Source organism: Candidatus Protochlamydia phocaeensis (assembly GCF_001545115.1).
Classification (GTDB): domain Bacteria; phylum Chlamydiota; class Chlamydiia; order Chlamydiales; family Parachlamydiaceae; genus Protochlamydia_A; species Protochlamydia_A phocaeensis.
In genome coordinates this window covers 65683-85347 of sequence record NZ_FCNU01000021.1, presented here as the reverse complement: position 1 = coordinate 85347, position 19665 = coordinate 65683, and the positions used below count along the sequence as shown (strand labels likewise).

The 19665-nt window shown below is 43.8% G+C and carries 16 protein-coding genes; 10 read left to right on the top strand and 6 right to left on the bottom strand.

Going from position 1 to position 19665, the window contains the following annotated elements; translation table 11 throughout:
- Nucleotides 1-213 precede the first annotated feature (213 nt).
- The 6 genes from BN3769_RS07170 to gcvPB all read left to right on the top strand — a co-directional run bounded on the left by BN3769_RS07170 (nucleotide 214) and on the right by gcvPB (nucleotide 7856).
- Complete coding sequence (locus tag BN3769_RS07170) at nucleotides 214-2649, top strand: SurA N-terminal domain-containing protein (RefSeq protein WP_068469051.1); 2436 nt, start codon at nucleotides 214-216, stop codon at nucleotides 2647-2649.
- 317 nt (nucleotides 2650-2966) lie between these two features.
- Nucleotides 2967-3605 carry a DOMON domain-containing protein gene (locus BN3769_RS07165; RefSeq protein ID WP_068469049.1) on the top strand — a complete coding sequence of 213 codons (639 nt, stop codon included), beginning with the start codon at nucleotides 2967-2969 and terminating at the stop codon, nucleotides 3603-3605.
- Nucleotides 3602-4681 carry a glycine cleavage system aminomethyltransferase GcvT gene (gene gcvT, locus BN3769_RS07160; RefSeq protein ID WP_068469047.1) on the top strand — a complete coding sequence of 360 codons (1080 nt, stop codon included), beginning with the start codon at nucleotides 3602-3604 and terminating at the stop codon, nucleotides 4679-4681. Before BN3769_RS07165 ends, gcvT begins: the two co-directional genes overlap by 4 nt.
- Entirely contained in the window at nucleotides 4678-5046 is a 369-nt protein-coding gene (gene gcvH / locus BN3769_RS07155; RefSeq protein WP_079989458.1) for a glycine cleavage system protein GcvH, read from the top strand. Before gcvT ends, gcvH begins: the two co-directional genes overlap by 4 nt.
- Nucleotides 5047-6393, top strand: a complete 1347-nt coding sequence (gcvPA, locus tag BN3769_RS07150) for an aminomethyl-transferring glycine dehydrogenase subunit GcvPA (protein ID WP_068469044.1) — start codon at nucleotides 5047-5049, stop codon at nucleotides 6391-6393. It begins immediately after the preceding gene.
- Nucleotides 6394-6401: 8 nt separating this feature from the next.
- Nucleotides 6402-7856, top strand: coding sequence for an aminomethyl-transferring glycine dehydrogenase subunit GcvPB (gene gcvPB, locus BN3769_RS07145; RefSeq protein WP_420885321.1), 1455 nt, complete (start codon nucleotides 6402-6404; stop codon nucleotides 7854-7856).
- 158 nt (nucleotides 7857-8014) lie between these two features.
- Here the strand turns inward: gcvPB and BN3769_RS07140 are convergent, their stop codons facing one another.
- Both BN3769_RS07140 and BN3769_RS07135 read right to left on the bottom strand, forming a co-directional pair.
- Nucleotides 8015-8554 (bottom strand): hypothetical protein, encoded by a 540-nt coding sequence (locus tag BN3769_RS07140; RefSeq protein ID WP_068469042.1) that lies wholly within the window; start codon nucleotides 8552-8554, stop codon nucleotides 8015-8017.
- A gap of 216 nt (nucleotides 8555-8770) precedes the next feature.
- Nucleotides 8771-9163, bottom strand: a complete 393-nt coding sequence (locus BN3769_RS07135) for a hypothetical protein (protein WP_068469039.1) — start codon at nucleotides 9161-9163, stop codon at nucleotides 8771-8773.
- Between the two features lie 264 nt (nucleotides 9164-9427).
- Between BN3769_RS07135 and BN3769_RS07125 the strand changes: the two genes are divergently transcribed.
- On the top strand, nucleotides 9428-10117 hold the full coding sequence (locus BN3769_RS07125; RefSeq protein WP_068469035.1) for a GDSL-type esterase/lipase family protein: 690 nt from the start codon (nucleotides 9428-9430) through the stop codon (nucleotides 10115-10117).
- On the opposite strand, the gene BN3769_RS07120 is transcribed toward BN3769_RS07125, so the two are convergent.
- Nucleotides 10114-10596, bottom strand: a complete 483-nt coding sequence (locus BN3769_RS07120; protein ID WP_068469034.1) for an RING finger domain-containing protein — start codon at nucleotides 10594-10596, stop codon at nucleotides 10114-10116. The two genes, BN3769_RS07125 and BN3769_RS07120, sit on opposite strands and share 4 nt — an antisense overlap.
- A 192-nt stretch (nucleotides 10597-10788) precedes the next feature.
- On the opposite strand from BN3769_RS07120, the gene BN3769_RS07115 reads away from it, so the two are divergent.
- Genes BN3769_RS07115 through BN3769_RS07105 form a run of 3 tightly spaced genes read left to right on the top strand, consistent with a single transcriptional unit; the run spans nucleotide 10789 to nucleotide 16766 of the window.
- Nucleotides 10789-12522 carry a TolC family protein gene (locus BN3769_RS07115; RefSeq protein WP_068469032.1) on the top strand — a complete coding sequence of 578 codons (1734 nt, stop codon included), beginning with the start codon at nucleotides 10789-10791 and terminating at the stop codon, nucleotides 12520-12522.
- 13 nt (nucleotides 12523-12535) lie between these two features.
- Nucleotides 12536-13690 carry an efflux RND transporter periplasmic adaptor subunit gene (locus BN3769_RS07110; protein WP_068469031.1) on the top strand — a complete coding sequence of 385 codons (1155 nt, stop codon included), beginning with the start codon at nucleotides 12536-12538 and terminating at the stop codon, nucleotides 13688-13690.
- On the top strand, nucleotides 13665-16766 hold the full coding sequence (locus BN3769_RS07105; protein WP_068469030.1) for an efflux RND transporter permease subunit: 3102 nt from the start codon (nucleotides 13665-13667) through the stop codon (nucleotides 16764-16766). The genes BN3769_RS07110 and BN3769_RS07105 overlap by 26 nt, the downstream gene beginning before the upstream one ends.
- 211 nt (nucleotides 16767-16977) lie before the next feature.
- Here BN3769_RS07105 and BN3769_RS07100 read toward each other — a convergent pair whose 3' ends face one another.
- Genes BN3769_RS07100 through nqrE form a run of 3 tightly spaced genes read right to left on the bottom strand, consistent with a single transcriptional unit; the run spans nucleotide 16978 to nucleotide 19647 of the window.
- Nucleotides 16978-18258, bottom strand: a complete 1281-nt coding sequence (locus tag BN3769_RS07100) for an F-box-like domain-containing protein (RefSeq protein ID WP_068469029.1) — start codon at nucleotides 18256-18258, stop codon at nucleotides 16978-16980.
- Nucleotides 18259-18276: 18 nt separating this feature from the next.
- The gene (locus tag BN3769_RS07095) at nucleotides 18277-18858 is read right to left on the bottom strand and encodes a M15 family metallopeptidase (protein ID WP_068469027.1); all 582 of its coding nucleotides are present in this window, start codon (nucleotides 18856-18858) and stop codon (nucleotides 18277-18279) included.
- Nucleotides 18859-18894: 36 nt separating this feature from the next.
- The gene (gene nqrE / locus BN3769_RS07090; protein ID WP_068469026.1) at nucleotides 18895-19647 is read right to left on the bottom strand and encodes an NADH:ubiquinone reductase (Na(+)-transporting) subunit E; all 753 of its coding nucleotides are present in this window, start codon (nucleotides 19645-19647) and stop codon (nucleotides 18895-18897) included.
- Nucleotides 19648-19665: the final 18 nt, after the last annotated feature.

The following is a 19665-nucleotide window of genomic DNA, read 5'->3' as shown; positions in this document are numbered from 1 at the left end:
AATCAGTTAAGACTTCAGTTCAAGCCTATACTCGTTCCCGTTTTGAACTAGAACAGGTATGGATTGGCTGAGAAGAGAAGAACTTATCCCTCAAAAATAAAAGTATTGAATCAATTCGGTTACTCTTCCCTGAAAGCCGATGAGAAGAGAATAATGATCTGCACCTTTATTTGAGAGGAATAAATTAGATTTAAATCCGGAGATTTTTTACCCATGCTCGATTTTTTTCGCAGATATCAACGTTATTTTTTTCTTGTGATTACCGTTGTCGTCATCATTTCTTTTTCCTTCTTCGGAACGTATAGCACCCTAGGTTCAAATACGTGGCGGGAGCAGCTCGCATTCAAAGCGGTTGACGGAAAAGAAGTGACGCGCTCGGATGTGGATGAGATGGCGATATTTTTAGCTACAGACAATGAAGACAAACAACTATATGGAGGAGCATGGGGACCTAATTTTCTGAATGATGGCGTCATTCGCAAGGATTTCCTAGAAACAGGCCTTGCGCAGGAACTCGTGAGTGCTTATCGGGCTGACGTACAGGACGATTTGCAAAAGCGCCTTCAAAAGGAAAAAAAATATACTCCTTATATGCACCCTCAAGCGCCTTTTTTGAGTATGGAAAATGTGTGGAGCTATTTTATTCCAGATATGACTGCCAATTTTGATACGCTGCGCGCCGCTCAAGACGCAACGGATCCCGGCGCATTTAACAGCCGTATAGCTCTTTTCCTGGGAGAAAAGACGTTTCCCTCCTCTTCTGTTAAGCAGGTTTTGCGCTATCAAGAGAAGCAATATTCTTGGTTGAAGCCAGATGAAGATTTAAATCAGCGCGATCTCTCTTTATTCGGCTATCATACGCTAGAAGATTGGTTCGGTCCGCACTTTACGCGCCTAGTCAGCCAATTTATCATCAATGCAGCCATTTTAGCGGAGGCCCAGGGCTATCAAGTCTCTAAGGCAGAAGCAATGGCAGATCTGATTCGCAATACGCAGACGAGCTATCAACAAAATCAGAACAAGCCTTCTATCGGCGTCGCTTCCCCAGAAGAATATTTTACCGAGCAACTGCGCCTATTAAATATGGATCAAGCGCGAGCTGTGAAAATATGGCGTCAAGTGCTTTTATTCCGCCGCTATTTTCAAGATGCCGGTCATTCGGCTTTAGTAGATACGCTAGCCTATCAACAATTCAATCAGTTCAGCAATGAAAGCCTGTTCGTTGATGTCTATCGATTGCCGGCAGAACTGCGTTTTGGAGATTACGACACTTTGCAAAAATTTGAGGTTTATCTCAATGCCGTCTCCAAACAAACGCGAAAAGATCCCTTGGATTTGCCAACGGAATTTTTATCGGTTGCCGAGGTATCAAGAACTTATCCTGAGCTTGTCCAAAAAAGATATGTATTGGATGTGGCTCAAGTAAATGACAAAAAGCTGCAGGCTCGCATTGGCATTAAAGACATGTGGAATTGGGAAATCGACGAACAAAATTGGGCGACTCTCAAAAAACAGTTTCCTGAATTAAACCAGAAGGCTGGAAAGACGCGAGAAGAGCGCTTCGAAACACTGGATGGTTTGGATTCAGCGACTCGCTCTAAAATCGACGCCTTTGCTAAAAAAGCGATTCTTCGTTCCCATCCCGAATGGATTGCTCAAGCTTTAGCGGATGCTCAGCCGCAGAAAATGGCTGTCGGTTTGCGCACAGAGGGAGGAAAAATGCCGTTTAATGGGCTAGATGCAAAAGATAAGCGCCAGGCATTCATTCGCTTGCTTGACCAAGCGTCCCTTAATGAAGGGCCTGCGGAAGGATCTCCGCTCTACGCTTATACAGCAGATGATCAAAACTATTATCGCATACGGGTATTAGAGCGTTCTCCTGATTCGGAAATTTTAACTTTCGCCGAAGCCAACGCAGACGGCACATTGAACGATGTCCGCCAGCGGGCTCTTGAGAAGTATTATGTCGCTATCCGCGAACAAGATCCGGCTGCTTATCAAAAAGAGAATAAGGAATGGAAATCTTTCAATTCGGTTAAGGAACTGGTTGCTGAGCATTATTTAAATAAAACACTCGCTGCTCTGCAAACGGTGCAAAAGACCCTATTCGTCGGCGACAAAGAGCCTTCTTCTTGGAGTAAGGATCAAGCGGCTTCTTTCCGTTTCTATGCCCATCTGCAAAAGGCTAAGGAAGCCTTGCAAAAAAAACCTGAGGAGGCAAGTCAATTTGTCCGTGCTTCTGAAGGCGAAGATAAGGAGCAGCCATCAAGTCGCCGTCCTTTAAAAGACCAATGGCTACTGGAAAAAGCAACGACTTCTATCAGCCGTCAAAAGCAAGAAGCTGGCATTGATCCAGCGGTAGCTTTTGCCATGGTAGAGAATACGTGGTCAGCTATTGAGACGCCAGTCAATGGCAATATTCTATTCTTCCAACTTAAAGGCAAGAGCGATGAATCTTCCAAGCAGGCAACGGCAATGGCTGAACAGGCAAGACAAGCGCAAGCTTTATTGTCTGCCGAGGCTCAGCGCCAACTGATGCGTCATGTTTTGCAAGAAATTCAAGCTAAGGGAGCGATTTCCTTGGCTTATCTGAAGATTCCTCAAGACAGTCCTGCCAATGAGCCAGAATCCCTTTCTTCAGGTTTCTAGATCAAATCAGAGCCGGGGCTGTAAGAAAAGCCCTTGGTTCTGGACTTTAAATGGTTTGTAAGCCTTGAATGATAGAATTTGGGTTTCCAAATCATGGGGCATAGAAAGCATATATAGACAAGCGTTAACTTCATTTCTTAGCGGATTCAGTCGCCCAACTACGTACGTTTAACCTCGGAAGAATAAGGGACCCCTTATTCTTCCGAATGGCGCAATCGTTCAAATGAAATTTGAACGATTGGCGAAGCCTATATGTTTTAAGGAAAGCTTTCGTGGTCCCCTGTCGTTTTTAATTTTAATCCCTTCTCGAGGTGTCTATGTTCGGCGATGTGCCTTTCTCTCTTAATCCTTCTAATTTTTTTGCTCTATCTTGCGATTGCAAGCATTTAGCAAAGAAAGAGCAGACCCTAACATGGTCTGCTTATGCGCTTCCTGATACCAGTCGCTTGTGTCATGAATATGCTTTTGCAAAAGTGGCGATGGGGTGGCATGAAGAAGGCCTTGCCTTTCAGATCCAAGTCGATCAGCCATTTGTCAGGTCTTCCTATCCCGACTTATCGCGCGGAGATAGCGTCGAATTATTCATTGATACAAGAGATCTAAAATCGGCTGGTTTTAATACCCGCTTCTGCCATCACTTTTATTTTCTTACTCAACCTGTTGAAGATCATCTGTGCGGAGAGATTACTCATTTCCGTACAGAAGACAACCATCCGTTATGCGATCCTCAAGCTCTTCAGTGTCAAACACAACTTGGCAGCAGTCAATACAAAATGAAAATTTTTATTCCCACTCAATGTCTATATGGGTATGATCCCAAGCAATTTGATCGCTTAGGATTTACTTATCGAATCAACCGCGTAGGGGGGCCGCCGCAGCATTTTTCGGTTGTTTCCCAAGATTACCAAATTGATCAACAGCCCTCGCTTTGGGCTTCTATAAGGCTTATTGCATGAGAACCGCTCTTTATGATCGCCATTGTGAATTGGGAGCTAAAATGGCTTCTTTTGCTGGATGGGACATGCCAATCCAGTATAAAGGTATTTTAGCGGAGCATCAAGCTGTTCGTCAGGCTGTGGGATTATTCGATGTATCCCATATGGGACGTATTTTAGTCAGCGGTCCAATGGCTGAGCAGTTGCTTGATCGCTTGTCTACCAATCGCATTGCGGGGAAGCCTCCTTTTTCTGCAACCTATACAGTCTGGTGTAATGACCAAGGCGGATGCCTTGATGATGTCATTGTCTACCGCATCGATCAAACGCATTTTTTTGTCATTGTCAATGCAGGCAATCGGCAGAAGGATTTAGAGCATCTCAAAGCACATGCGCAGGAATTGGAGGTGACGATTGAGGATTGTTATGCGGGAAGTGGTATTTTAGCTTTGCAAGGCCCCCATGCCAAGCCCTTATTGGCTAGTTTTTTTCCTCAAATTGAAGCACTGAAGCCTATGCATTTTCTTCAAGCTTCGGAAAAAGGAGAAAACTTTTATATTTCACGGACTGGCTATACGGGAGCTGGCGGGTATGAAATGTATGCCTCCAATGAGGTCATTATCTCCTTATGGGATCGTTTACTTGAAAAAGGGGCGGTCTATCAAATTCTACCGGCCGGATTGGGCGCTCGAGATACGCTGCGTTTGGAAATGGGTTTTGCGCTTTATGGCCACGAGCTTTCCGATACCATTTATCCCAATGAAACGGTATCTGCATGGACGATAAAATGGGACAAAGCGGACTTTATTGGGAAAGAGAAAATAGAGCAATTAGAAAAAAATCCCTCTAAGCGAAGAGCTTATGGAGTTAAGCTGACAGACCCTGGAATTCCTCGACAAGGCTATGCTGTTCTCAAAGGAGACAAGAAAATCGGCGAGGTTACATCGGGATCTTTTTCTCCCACCTTGAATCAAGCTATCGCCCTTATTTTAGTGGACGCTCCCCTGCAGATCGAAGAAGAGGTTGCTATTCAAATTCGTCAAAACTTATGCCACGCCCACGTGGTTCAATTGCCTTTTGTGAGGAAAAACGCATGAAATTTACAGATTCGCATGAATGGATAGAAATGGAAACTACAGATGTCGCTCGCGTAGGCGTCTCGCAGTATGCTCAAAAAGAATTGGGAGACATTGTCTACATTGAATTGCCTACTGCCGGCAGGCCGCTCAATGCAGGCCAAGAAGCCGCAGTCTTAGAATCGACCAAAGCGGCAGCCGATGTCTATTCTCCTGCAAGCGGGACGATCATAGAGGTCAACGAAAGATTGGCCAATGCGCCTGAGCTTGTCAATCAATCGCCAGAAAAAGAGGGATGGCTGTTTAAAATCCGTCTATCAAATCCGTCCGAATTGGACCTTCTAATGGAACAGAAAGATTATCAAGCCATGTTGAATGGAGCATAAATGGACTTTATTTCGAATCAGGAACCGCAAATTCAAGAGATGCTAAAAGCCATTGGCATAAGCTGCATTGACGAGCTTTTTCGAGCCATTCCTTCTTCCCTGATTTTGAAAAAGCCTTTTGTAGAAGATGGTTTGTCTGAATATGAAGGCATCCGCTTAATGGAAAGGTTGGCAGCTCAAAATACATTTCCCTCTTTCGAGAATTATTTGGGTGCCGGAGCCTATGAGCATCATGTTCCCGCTATTGTGGGAGCAATTTGCAGTAAATCGGAGTTTTTGACGGCTTATACTCCTTATCAGGCCGAAGCCTCTCAAGGTATGCTTCAAATCATTTTTGAATTCCAATCCGCTATTTGCGCGTTGACCGGAATGGACGTTGCCAATGCTTCGGTTTACGATGGAGCATCGGCTTGCGCAGAAGCTTTATTGATGGCTCTTAGGCAGCAAAAAACGCGCCGCAAGGTCCTTGTTGCAGAATCGGTTCATCCTCATTACCGCGGAGTCATTGAACAATATTTGAAAAATCAAGAAGGGGAGATTGCCCTCGTTCCTTTTTATCCAGGAGGCAAGCTGGATAGCGAAGCAGTGAAAAAAGCTTTAGATGAACAGACAGCAGCTATCTTGATCCAATCTCCTAATTTTCTCGGTAATATAGAAGAAGCCAAGCAGGTCTTTGCAATGGCTAAGGAGAAAGGTGCCTTATCTATCCTTTGCGCCGATCCGCTAAGCTATGGGCTTTATGCCTCGGCCGCCGAATTAGGCGCAGATATTGCAGTAGGAGATTGCCAACCGTTAGGACTGTCTTTATCGTATGGAGGCCCCTATGCAGGTTATATGGCTTGTCGCCAGGAATTGATGCGCCAGATGCCGGGGCGCATTGTGGGGGAAACGGTCGATCGGCAAGGAAAACGGGGATTTGTACTGACCCTGCAAGCGAGAGAGCAGCATATCAGGCGTGAAAAGGCAACGTCTAATATCTGTACGAACCAGGCTCTAGCGGCTTTAGCTAGTCTGATTGCCATTTTATGGTATGGCAAAGAAGGGCTGCCGGCCTTGGCCTTAACCAATTATCAGCGGGCAAACTATTTGAAGCAACAATTGACTGAAGTGAAAGGAGCGACAATCTGGAATCGAGGCCAGACTTTCAACGAATTCGTTATTGAATTTAGCCAACCGCTTGATCAGGTATTGGCGCATTTTCGCAAGAAAGGGATAGAGCCCGGCCTTCCTCTTGGACGCTATTTTCCAAGCTTGAGTCATGGCCTATTAGTGGCTGTGACCGAAACAAAGAGTCAAGACCAATTGAATCGCTATGTGCAGGCTGCCAAGGAATTGAATGATTTATGAAAGAGGCGATGTTTGAAATGACCAGAACGATATTTGAGAAAACGCAATCTAAACAGCATGCTTTCAGCCTTCCCAAAAATGAGCAGGCTTTTCAATCTATCCAGCCTTCTCAAGAAGGGCTTCGCCAAACCCCTCTTCCCTTGCCGGAGGTATCGGAAATCGATTTGACCCGCCATTTTGCGGGTTTAGCCAAGCGGAATATGGGCATTGATACCAATTTTTATCCGCTGGGCAGTTGTACCATGAAGCTTAACCCGCGCGTGAATGAGCTGTGTGCTAGCTTGCCAGGATTTACCCGCACACATCCTTTGGCGCCTGACGAGTCTGTCCAAGGCAATTTAGCCCTCATTTACGAGCTTATCGAACTGCTTTGCCAAGTGAGCGGAATGGCAGCCGGATCTTTAGTTCCCAATGCGGGCGCTCAAGGAGAGTTTACGGGCGTCCAGATGATTGCGGCTTATCACCAGCAACGAGGCGATTCGGAGAGAGTCGAACTGCTTATTCCCGATAATGCCCATGGGACGAATCCGGCGACTGCGACAATGGCCGGCTTTAAGACCATTCCCATCCGCACCAATGCGCAAGGGGATCTAGATATTGAACATTTAAAGAGCGCGGTATCGTCCAAAACGGCTGGCCTGATGCTGACAAATCCCAATACGCTTGGTCTTTTTAGCTCGGTCATCAATGAAATCGCTGATATTGTCCATGGAGCGGGCGGATTTCTATATTATGACGGCGCCAATCTCAATTCCATTTTGAATATTGCTAAGCCAGGAGAGATGGGATTTGATGTCATGCACATCAACTTGCATAAGACATTTTCCACCCCGCATGGAGGAGGAGGGCCAGGATCAGGGCCTGTCTTATGCAATGATCGACTTAAGCCCTTTTTGCCGGTTCCAAGAGTAGAAAGAGATGAAAAAGGATACCATATGCAATGGAACAGTCCGACAAGCATTGGACAAATCGCTTCTTTTCATGGGAACTTTGCCATTTACCTTAGGGCCTATTTATATGCCAAATTACATGGGCAAGCTGGCTTAAGGCGTATTGCTGAAGTGGCAGTATTAAATGCCAATTACTTAAAGCACAAAATCTCGTCCTTGCTGACAGTGCCTTTTCCGCAGTTTTGCATGCATGAGTTTGTTGTGCAAGCAGATAACTACTTGGATAAGGGCATTAGGGCGCTTGATATTGCCAAACGGCTTTTGGATTATGGCGTGCATGCCCCGACAGTCTATTTTCCTTTAATTATTAAAGAGTGCATGCTGATTGAGCCAACGGAAAGCGAATCGAAAGAGACATTAGATCAATTTGTGCGCATTCTCGAGGCAATCATAAAAGAAATCGGGCAAGATCCGAATATCTTAAAGAATGCACCCCATCAGATGCCTGTTTCCCGTCTTGATGAAGTGCAGGCAGCAAAAAATCCGATTTTAAAGCATCTGACAAGAAACTAAAGGCCTCTTCTCCCTAGCGGCTTTATTCTTGGCTGCGTCTGTACGCGTTTGATAAATAGGCGCAAAAAGACATCCTATTTCTTCATCGAAGGATTGATCTTAATTAAATTTGCAAAAGGTAAAGATAACTTAAGATTTTTCTAAACCTGAGAGGTTTGTCAGTTTACAGCCTCAAAAAAAACTCTTGCTTGGGCATCATTGACACGTTTGAATAAATTAAAAAGCCGCTCGAACGCCTCTTCTGCTTGCTTGATATTTTCCCGATATTCTTGAATAAGGCCATCCCGTGTTCTATATACATGATCGTATATGTACAATTCAGTATTGGTTAATTGGGCAAGACTGGATGAATTCTGGTTAAGAAAGCCAGACAAAATAAAAAGATTTTGTGCCTTGTTGAATCCCTGTGTGAAACGTGCCCTGCAATGCACATATTGACCCAAAGCAGATTCAATGACATGGAAATAGCGATTATAGGCTGCTATTTTTTTTTGAATGAGTGTTTGCTGCAGGTCTTGGCAAATAAATTTCCATTCCAAAGCCAGCTTTTTGTCTCTAAGGCGCATGCGCCCTTCTGCCAATTCGGTTTCGAAAACAATTAAACCGATGCATTTATTTTGTCTAGAAAAGGGGGGATGGAAGCTGATAGGCTTGTTAAGTTGAAATGAGCCGGTTAAGGCCATATTGCCTATACGCATGATGCCTTCCTTTTTAACTTGAATTTTGAGGGTCTATTACCGTTTTAAATGGCTTTTTCTCTTAAACATGCTCTTGCTAATGGGACAACCCCTTGGGCCTCAAGGAGGCTTTAAATGGGATGTATGCCTAATATGCCCTCTAAGAGGTTCATAGACAAAATGGCGATTCGATTTTAAAGCATCCGGCAAAATCTAAAAAGGTTTTTTCGCCTGGTTTTATTCTTTGCTACGTGTCATGTAGAAGTACTTGATAAACATGCGCACGAGATAAATGCATAAGGACATGCAGGCGAAGATGAATAGACCCAAATAAATAAATTCGGTTGGATGGGCATAGAATAGAAAGAAGAGATTCAAACTGCTCTGTGAATCAATCAAGTAAGCGCTTAAAAGGACAATTAAAAAATAGAAACTAAAAAAAAGGCTTCCAAGCCCGATTGTCATCCACATTTTTTGCTTAAATCCCTTAAGTAAGGGATGGAGGGAAAATTTCTTGTCTCTGATCAACTTGAGAAAATACTTTCCACTATAAAAAATCATCCAGCCTACTAAAAGAAGGCTTAAGATCATGCCTGCCAATTGGAAAAGTGCTACATAACTTTCAGTCATTGCTTTCTCATTCGATTAAGAAAAAAATATTGAATTTTCTCCTTCATTTATATACATAACTTAGGCATTTTAGGATGCTGCTAATAGCTTGGCCTTCGTATTTCCTCTTATTTATAAGAAGAAATATCACCTATCACCTTGAATCTAGGTTATTAGCAATTCGACGACACCCTCTTAGCGGATTTGCAAAGTCAATCAATTTTATAATTTTTGGGAAGAATGAAAAAGCTTTTTTTCTTATGCTTTCTATGGATATTGCCATTAATGGCAGAAATTAAGATAGGCGTTATTGGGGATTCCATCAGTTCTTCGGAAAATAAAGAGCAGGGGATTACTTATATTAACCTTTTGGCAAGCTATCTGCAGGCCGATGGTTATTCAGTCCGCATGATTAATGATAGCTTTGCGGCTTCGAGAACCGATTCTGCCCTATTACGCCTGGAAAATATGATTCAAACGGATAAGCCGAATATCCTGATTATTACATTGGGAGTAGCTGATTATGTGTTTAATTGCCCTCATAGGCAAATTAGAGATAATCTTAGTGCTACTATTAAATATGCCTTGAATGAGAAAATTGAAGTCATGCTAGGCATTGTTGATCCCTTTTATTTAGACGGGATATTGAATCGAGGAAAAGACTTCTACTCCCTTTATTTTAAGGAAATTTTTACAGGCTTGGCTGAGGCTTATCCCATTACCGCCTTTCCCTTTTTTACTTTTCAAATTGCAGGCGATCCTTACTACCATCTAGGCGATTTCATTCATCCCAACCTAGAAGGCCACAAGGTTATTGCCAATACGATTCGTTTTAAGATTAAAGCAATCCTGGATCGCATCCAGAAAAATGAAATGCCCTCATCCGCTTCCAATTCAATGGATCACCTATCAAACCATCGTGCGATCAACGAATCAGCGGGGCTTTCAAGGAAGTCGCTCATTCATTATGGTTAAGTCATGAGACGATCGGAAAGGTAATCTAAATTGCCATTAATAAAGCCCCACATAGCTCCTCCGCAAATAATGAAAGCTGTATTTTTTAGTAACGCGGCATTAATTCCGAAAGGAAGGGCGGAAGCGAGGAATTTCTCTTGTTCCGAAAAAAGGCCATCAGAACAGCTTTGACCAAAGAGAGTGGAATTTGTTTGAAAAAAGGATTGACTGATGGATACGGTCAAATAGGCTGTTCCCAATAAAGCACCTTGTATGGTGCTGTGCCTGATTTGCTGCCAGTAGTTTAAAATTTTAAACTTTTTTCTGCAAAGGGGGCAAATGGGGTTGTGCAATTCCCATTGCTTAATACAGCTTTCATGATAGAGATGGTGGCAAGTAATCTCAATGCGTTTTTTTTGAAAGGTTTCGGCGAATGATTCTTGGCAAATGGTGCAAGTGTCTTGACTGTCTGATCTTTTTTCAATTGCTGAAAAATTCATAAATAACTCGGCATATTTGGACAGAAGAAAGGATTAGCTTCATAAACATTGTGTTTTTTTCATTCATTTATGGCAATCGGAAAGCCAAAGCCTGAGAGATAAGCGCTTCTTTTTGGTTTTTATGTAAAAAAAAATGTTAATAAGCCAGAATGCGGCTTTCTGACTGCCAATCTTATCTTAGGTTATATATCCATGCGCGCGGCCTTATTTGATTTAAAGGATTTGATTTGCTCGATAGGGAAATGGGGGTTCCTGAGCTTGTTAGTGTTAGGGTGCTGTCCTAAAGATCCTTCTTGCCGTGGAGCGACATCGCTTTCTCCAGGCTATTTCTGGAAGCCAACAGAAGATTATTATCGGCTTCCTTGCGATTATGATTTAAGCCAAGACGAAGATTTACGCGCGGCAATAGAGCAAATCCAGAAGCATCGCGTAGAAGTGGCAGATTTAATCGATGTTGCTTTGCAAAACAATCCCACGACTCAAATGACCTGGGCCAATGCGCGTGCGGCCGCCTTTGGGGTCGAAATAGCTAAAAGTGCACTTTATCCAAGCATTATATTAAATGAAGACCTCAACTATACCAGTGCACAATTGGACGATGGGCCGCCTGATGTCATCAGCGCCACCTCTGCAACTGGAACAGCGGCCGCAACGACAGCAGCGACAACTGCGGGAGCGGCAGGATCTCCTCCTAATCAAGTCAATCTCTTAAATGCTGTTTCACGATCTAAGGCAATTCGTGCACAGGTGCTTAATAACGGTCAAGGAAACGCACAAACAGGAGTTACGGGCACGGGAGCTGGCGCAGGAGGCACAACTACAGCTGCAGTTGCAACGGCAACTACGTTTACTCCTCCTACTGGCACAACTAAAACCTTGACGAGTGATTTGACTGTTTCTTATTTACTGCTTGATTTTGGAGGAAGGGAGGCATCTATTGAAGCGGCGAAACAAGCATTATACAATAGCAACTGGACGCATAACCGCCAAGTCCAACAGGTCATTTTATCCGTTTTACAGAATTATTATACGTACAAGGGGTTAGACGCTTTGTTAAAAGCCCGGCAGAGCGATCTTAAGAATGCGCAAGAAAACTATGAATCAGCCAAGGCTTTATTTGATGCCGGAATACGCACAATTGTCGATGTGCTTCAAGCTCAGTCAGATTTGATTAATATTGAACTTAGCATCGTCCAGATAGAAGGGCAAAAAGAAGTTGCCTATGGGAATTTAGCAAATGCTTTGGGCCTTCCGGCCGATACCCGCTTTAACACGCCGGATATTCCCAAAGATTTACCCTTAGATGTTGTTTCGGCTAATGTCAACCAATTGATCGATCAGGCGATGAAGCGCAGGCCTGATCTAGCGGCTGCCTATGCCTTGCATGAGCAACGTAAAAAAGAAGTGATAGTGGCCCGCTCATCCGGACTTCCCACTCTGGGATCATTGATCAATTTAGAAGAAAACAATGATTTAATGAATCCCAGCTTCAATAATCATAGCTTATCAGCTAGCTTGATCGTAAGTGCGCCCTTGTTCAATGGATTTTACTATATGAACTTAGAGCGGCAGGCGAAAGAAGTGCTTAGGGGAGCGTGTGCCAATCTGCGCAATGTGGAGATTGGAGTGACGTTAGATGTTGTGACAAGCTACTATAACTTTAAAACAGCAGTAAAAAGCGTCAAATTTAGCCAGGAATATCTCAAGTACAGTCAGGAATCTTATGAAGCCGCTTTCATTACTTACCGAGAAGGAATTAGCACGATCCTAGATTTGCTGAATGCTCAACGTTCGCTTGCCAATGCGAAAGCGCAGTTGATCCAAGCGCGTACCAATTGGGCTATTGCCTTATCGAATATTTCTTTTGCGGTGGGAACGCTTGGAACAGGCGAAGAGATCAAGCCTTTGAAGCAAAAAATAAAATAGTTATAAGGAGCTTATGTCAAAAGCTTTTTCCCCTGTTTATCTTCTATTTTGCGGCATGCTGGTCCTTGCCGGCTGCAAAAAAGAGGCAACTCCTTCAGCACCTGCTTTTGAGCGTCCCTTGCCGGTCGCTGTGGGGCAGGTGATGAAACAAGATGTGCCTGTTTATATCGAAGCCATCGGCAATGTGTCTGCTTTTAATAGCGTCGAGATCAGGCCGCAAGTCGTAGGCCGGATCATTGATATCCGCATTAAAGGAGGAGATGATGTCCAAGCGGGCACTGTTCTTTATCGCATCGATCCCGTGCCTTATCAATTAGCCTTGGAAAAAGCCAAAGCGACTTTAGTCCGAGATGAAGCCGAGCTTGAATTTGCCCGCCACAAAGTTGAGCGGTATTCCACTTTGCTTAAAGGCAATTACGTTTCTAAACTCAGCATAGAGGAATATAAACGCGATGTAAATGCATTGGAAGGGCAAGTATTAATTGATAAGGCCGATATAGGAGCGGCGCAAAATAATTTAAACTATTGTACGATTTTATCGCCGATCGAAGGCAGAGTGAGTTTGCAGAAAATCGATTTGGGCAATGTCGTCTCGCCAAACGACCCTTTGCCTTTGGCAACCATTTTACAGGTCTCTCCTGTCTATATCAATTTTTCTATTTCTCAAAAAGAATTTGAAGATTTAAAACCGATTTTGGCTGAAGGAAAGCGCCAATTCCAAGCTGTATTGCCTCATTGCCTTAAAGAATTCGAAGGCGAAGTATTTGCCTTTAACAATCAAATCGATCCGCAGACGGGAACACTTCAAATCAAGGGGATTATTTCCAATAGAGATAAAGTGTTATGGCCAGGAGAATTTGTCCGGGTCCGCCTTTACATTAAGACTAAGAAGGATGCCGCTGTGGTCCACGCATCTGCCGTGCAACTGAGCCAAAAAGGAGCCTATGTATATGCATTGAAGCCGGATCAGACAGTCGAGCAGCTCTCTGTTAAAACGGGCGAACAGCTTGGAGACATGATCGTCATTGATGAAGGGCTGAAGCCGGGCGCAATGGTCATTACAGAAGGGCAGATGAATCTTCGGCAGGGAGCAAAAGTGATCGTTACGAATGAGGTGCCTTCAGCAAATAAGGATAGCGGCAATGAATTTATCAGCTCCCTTCATTAAGCGACCGATTATGACCATCTTGATCATGGCGGCCCTCTTCCTAGCGGGCGTTATGGCTTTTAACCACTTGCCTGTCAGCAATCTTCCAGATGTCGACTATCCCACAATTGACGTATCTGTAAGCTTTCCGGGGGCAAGCCCCGAGGCGATGGCTAATACGGTGGCAAGCCCTCTTGAAAAGGAATTCATGACAATTCCTGGCATTGAGGACGTCGCCTCTACCAATACATTGGGCAGCTCGAGCATCATTCTTCGCTTTTCTTTATCTAAAAGCATGGACTCTGCCGCCCAAGATGTGGAGGCTGCTATTTCGCGTGCTAAGATAAAGCTGCCTCCCGATTTGCCAAACGATCCTTCCTATAAGAAGGTTAACCCTTCCGATACACCTATTATCTACATAGCTTTGACTTCTGATACGATGCCGCTTGCGGATTTATATACGTATGCAAATATATATATTGGCCAGCGCTTATCCATGCTCGATGGAGTGGCTCAAGTGACGACTTATGGCTCGCCTTATGCCATTCGCATACAAGTCAATCCGCATACCCTAGCTAATTTGGGAATTACTTTAGAAGATATCAGCCGCACGATTATCAAAGGCAATCCTTATTTTCCCACAGGCGAGCTGAATGGCCATGTCCGCTCTTCAACAATTATTGCAAAGGGGCAGCTAGAAAAGGCTGGCCATTACGCCCCCCTTATTGTTGCCTATCGCAATCAAGCGCCCGTCCGTATTCAAGACTTAGGGCATGCGATAGATAGCTTGCAAAATGACAAGTTCGCTATGCGTTATGTGGATGCAGAAAAGAACCAACCCACAGTGGTATTAGCTGTGCAGAGGCAGCCGGGAGCAAATACTGTCAAGGTGGCGGAAGAGATCCATCAAACGCTTCCTATTCTGGCGGCAGACTTGCCAGCCTCTGTCCAGTTGAAGATCGTGTTTGATAAGTCGGAATCAATTAAGCAATCTGTCGAAGAGGTTGAGCTAACGCTTATCGTTGCCTTGGCTTTGGTCGTTTTAGTGATTTTCTTTTACTTGGGCAAAGTCGTCGATACACTGATTCCGGCCCTTGTCCTGCCGCTATCAATCTTAGGAACATTTATATTCATGCATTTGCTAGGGTATAGCATTGATAATCTGTCGCTTTTAGCCTTAATATTGGCAGTGGGATTTATTATCGACGATGCCATTGTGGTTCTTGAAAATATTGTTCGCAGGGTGGAAAAAGGAGAAGATCCATGGCATGCCTCTTTAGAGGGAGCTAAGCAAATCGGATTTACCATCTTATCCATGACGCTATCATTGATAGCCGTCTTTATTCCCATGATTTTTATGGGAGGCTTGATCGGGAAGATTTTTCAAGAATTTGCCATCACGCTGGTCATTGTGACCTTCTTCTCAGGCTTGCTATCTTTGACTTTAACTCCTATGCTTTGCAGCCGCTTGATTCAAAGAAGGCAAGATGCGCAACTAAACTGGATTGAAAAGCTGTCTTTTAAATTAAATCATGCATTGATTGCTTTATATAAACGGTGCTTGCAGGGGATGTTTCGCTATCGTTGGTTTGCCCTTCTATTGGGAGTCCTTAGCATAGCGGCCAGCGGCTATTACTTTTATCAGCTGCCAAAAGATTTCATTCCTGACGACGACATGGGTTTTATTATTGCTTATACGCAATCTGAAGAAGGAACGTCTCCTAGCCGCATGATTGGCTACCAGGAAAAAGTATTGGAAACCATCAAATCCGATCCGGGCGTCGATAACTTAGTTTCCATTGCTGCTTATCCACAATATCGCAATGGCATTATGTTCATCCGGTTAAAACCCAAGGGAGAGCGGCCTCCAATCAATCAAATTATCCAACGGCTTTATGGAAAGCTGCTATTCATTCCCGGCATTAATACCTATTTGAAAAACGTTCCTTTAATTGATCTATCAGTGGGAACAGAATCAAAAGCAAGTTATCAATATACTCTTCAAGGATTGCATGAGCAGGCTCTTTATCAGGCAACTGAGAAATTATTGGAAAAAATGCAAACGATGCCTATCTTTCAATCAGTCTCAAGCAATTTGGAAATAAAAAGCCCTCAATTGCATGTCCATGTATTGCGCGATCAAGCCTCTAGCTTAGGCGTGTCGGCAGAATCCATTGAAACAGCCCTACAGCTTGCTTATACAGGCGGACGGGTATCAAGGATTCAAACCCCGCTAGATCAATATGATGTGATCTTAGAATTAGAGCCCCACTTTCAAAAGCAGGCAGGAGCCTTATCTGACATTTATGTACGCTCGTATAATACAGGTCAATTGGTTCCTTTGAATGCCGTCGCCAAATGGGAAGAGATCATTGGACCCGCCAGCATTAACCATATTAATCAGTTTCCTGCCACGACGATTTCCTTTAACCTTGCTCCAGGCATTCCCTTAGGTGAAGCGCTTGAGCGGCTCCGCCAAACTGCCAAAGAAATCTTGCCCTCGTCCGTAACAGGACAAGTGAAAGGGACGGCAGAGACATTTGAAGAGTCTATTCAAAATACCTCTGTTTTATTGCTCATTGCTGTTTTGGCCATTTACATTGTATTGGGCATTCTCTATGAAAGCTTTATTCATCCCTTGACTATTTTATCGACACTTCCTCCTGCTACTTTAGGCGGCTTGCTCACTTTGGCTTATTTTGGGCTGCCGCTTTCTCTTTATGCTTATTTAGGCATGATCCTCTTAATTGGAATTGTCAAAAAAAACGGCATTATGATGGTTGACTATGCCCTGGAAAACGAAAGGATCCTGCGTTTATCTCCTCAAGAAGCGATGATGGAAGCCTGCCTTGCCCGCTCCCGGCCTATTATGATGACAACCATCACCGCCATTATGGGTGCCGTTCCCTTGGCTTTGGCTATTGGATCCGGAGCAGAGGCCAGGCGTCCTCTTGGACTTGTCATCATTGGCGGCTTACTTTTCTCGCAGCTCATCACGCTGTTTGTGACACCCGTCATCTACTTATATTTGGCTCGCTTTAATGCCAAAATGGGTTTAACCGCTCCCGTTTCTGTTCAAGCCGGATCCCATCCTTGAATAACTTGATGTTGATTTTTTTGCCCTTTCGCCTGCATTAAAGCCTAAAGCCTTGGAGATGATAAATGGCAAGCAGGTCATTATTGGAAAAATATGGACCGCCTTGCCATTTTTCATCTGCAAGAGCTTTCCCGCCAGTCCAAAGGGCAAAAGCTCAAAATTTCAGGTTAATAGGCAAGGATTTTGAAAAAAAATAAAATGATTGGCTTATTTACGTGTAAGGATAGAAGAAGTTTTTAACAGTGTTTAATACGGCGATTAATTTAGCTTTTCTGTTTTCTGGCTTGTTCTCTACTGCTTTCAGCTCAATGGTAGATAATTTAAGAAAGGAAAAAGACTGAATTTTAGAGCTTTCGCAAAAAAGATAGTGGGGAGAAAAACTCGCAGGTTTAGGAATGGTGGTAAGGCACACTGCTTGATGATAGTCCCACACTTGAATGACGCCTGTTCTTAAAAGAATGGTAAGCTTGTCCTTATCCCAAGATAAATCGCTGATAGGATTGATTGCGCGTTGAAAATCCTCTATTTTGATTGTTTGAAAGCAGATTTGATTTTGTAAATTGTGAATATGAACAACTCCGGCTTGATCTGCACTGGCAGCAAAAAGGGAAAGAGCTTGAAGGGCAATAATGCCGGCATGATGGGTTTTAATCGTTTGATGGGAGAAGCCTTCCTCCTTCCGCTGCCATAGAATTAAGGTGTTATCAAAGGATCCACTGATAAAGCGCTGTGAGTCAATAAAGTCTAGGCAACTAACGGCCTTTGTATGTTCTTTTAATTGATAAAGGCTTTTATCGCTTAGGAGAGACCAAATGCGGATGGAGTGATCGCCTGAGCCGCTGTAAATCAACTCTCCCTGTGCTCTTAAGGCTGTAATCGGGCCTGTATGTTCTATCCATTGGCGTTTAAATTTTCCCTTAGAATCGTAAACGAAGATTTTTCCGCTAGCCATTCCCAATGCTATAAAAGAGGGACGGACTAAAATATGATGAATTTCATTGGCATTAAAGCGGCGCGGAAAAGCCTCTAATTTGACTTCTCTGGACAGATTAGCTGAGGGAATTAACGCTTTAAGGCTCGCTTGAGCAACATGAACAAAAAAGCCTCTCGAGTTAGGGCGGCGGCTTAATTGAGAGGTGGAGACAAAGGTGTCCCCTCCTTCCTTGTAAAGAATAAGCTCTTGCTGATTAGATAAGAAAATTTGTTCAAGCTTAAAGTCCTGGACAGAGCTTATAGCTGGCAGCTGAATTCTCTTTGAAAGGCTATGCGCGAGCTTAAAGGTCTGCTGCCAACTAGCTCCCGGAGAAGGGGAATGAGCCAGAATTTGAAAGGCAATGGGATAATAATATTGATAACTTGTCTTCCAATACGATTCATTCTGAATGAGCGTATAATACTGTTTGCAAGTTTTACCTAAATTCCAAGCCTCCTTGGGAGGTAAGTAAGAAATCATATTTAGCCCGACTTCAGCGGGGATGGTAGCTAGCGACATAGGAGCATCCTCCCTTTCTTATTTAATGGCATAGCAGGCAAGATCGGCAAAAGATAGATTAATGACGGGATAAAGAGCTTCATTTTGCCATCCTTTTAAATCAAAATGCCACCATTCAAAAGCAAAAGGCTCAAACTCTTCTTTTTTCATTGCTGCCTGCAGAAGCGACCGATTTTGGCATGCCCCGGCAGAAATGGATTTAGAATGGCTATGTGCTTGTTCTGTAAAATCGTCAAAGCCTGTAGGCATTTCCAGCTCATTCCCTTGGCTATCGACAAGCGTGACATCAACGGCCGTTCCTCTTGCGTGGCGAGCCCGATTTTTAGATGGATTAGAAACAAACCTTTCATCCTGCACAATGTCCCACATTTTTTGCTGAACGCAAAGAGGGCGATAGCCATCGAAAATTTTTAAGCCGAGTCCTTGCTTTTCTAGGGACAATTGGACGCGATTTAAGGCTGAAGCCGTATGGAAATGAACCACGCAAAAAGGAAAAGGATATAGGCTTTGATTGGTAAAATTATTTGGCGTTGCATAGACAATATCAAGCTTGATTTTGGAATTGACTTGTCTGATATCCACTAACGAAGGCCGTTGCATAAGATCCCTAAATATAAGATCCCTAAATAATTATGCCTATTCTTTTGCCCGTGTGGGAGCGCCTTGAATGGGCGAATCGCCGGGCATTGTTGTGTCCTTGATGGGAAAAAGCTGTTCCGGTCCTGCTTCCGGTAAAGAAGGAGCAGCAAGCTTGATGCCTGTAAATCCCATAAAGGCCATGGACATCAATCCCGACATGATAAACGTAATTCCCATCCCTCTTAAGGCGGGTACAACATTGGAAACGGCAATTTTTTCCCGGATCGCCGCAATCAGGGCAATGGCCAGCCACCAGCCCACTGCTGATCCAAATACATAAATTAAATTGGGAACAAAGGGATAATCACGTGTGACGGCAAATAAGCAAGCTCCTAAGATAGCGCAATTGACGGCGATCAAGGGAAGGTAAAGCCCCAAGGACATATAAAGTGCAGGAGAGAGCTTTTCAATGATGATTTCAAGAATTTGCGTGAAGCCGGCAATCACAGAAATAAAGAGTAGGAATTCTAAAAATCCTAGGTTGATTTGAGAAGCCTGTATGCCAAATATATCCAGCCAGGACAAAGCTCCGGGACCTGTGACAAAGCGGTGGACAAACCAATTTAACACTCCAGAGACGGTCAAAACAAAGACGACGGCCACTCCCAATCCGTTGGCTGTTTTAAGCTTATTGGAACAGGCTAAATAGGTACACATGCCGAGAAAGTTGACAAGCAGAAAGTTTTCAATAAAAACGGCCTGGATCAACAGTCCCAAAAGATTTAACGCGCTATAGCCACCCATCCACATAAAAGCTCCTTTCGCTAT